Source organism: Hungatella sp. SL.1.14, assembly GCF_024460495.1.
Classification (GTDB): Bacteria; Bacillota; Clostridia; order Lachnospirales; family Lachnospiraceae; genus Hungatella; species Hungatella hathewayi.
Genome location: NZ_JANFYJ010000455.1, coordinates 1 through 293 on the forward strand (window position 1 = coordinate 1; position 293 = coordinate 293).

A 293-nucleotide genomic window follows, 5' to 3' on the forward strand; every position below is an offset into this window, starting at 1 on the left:
CTGCCGATGATTCTGGGGAATTTATTTCAGCATTTTTATAATATTATGGATTCGGTAGTGGTAGGCCGGTTCGTAAGTGAGGAGGCGCTGGCATCTGTCGGCGCTTCCTATTCCATTACCAATGTCTTCATTGCCATTGCCATCGGAGGTGGGATCGGAAGCTCGGTGGTCGTATCCCAGTTTCTGGGAGCGAAGCAGTTGGGGAATATGAAGACGGCGATCTCCACGACACTGATCAATTTCCTGACACTGAGCGTTCTTCTCGGCACACTGGGATTTCTGTTTAATGAGTC

The 293-nt window shown here is 49.1% G+C and carries 1 protein-coding gene; it reads left to right on the forward strand.

Annotated features, from left to right (window positions below; all coding sequences use genetic code 11):
• Positions 1-293: MATE family efflux transporter (locus NE473_RS31805; protein ID WP_256265699.1), on the forward strand; the 293-nt coding region annotated here is incomplete at both ends.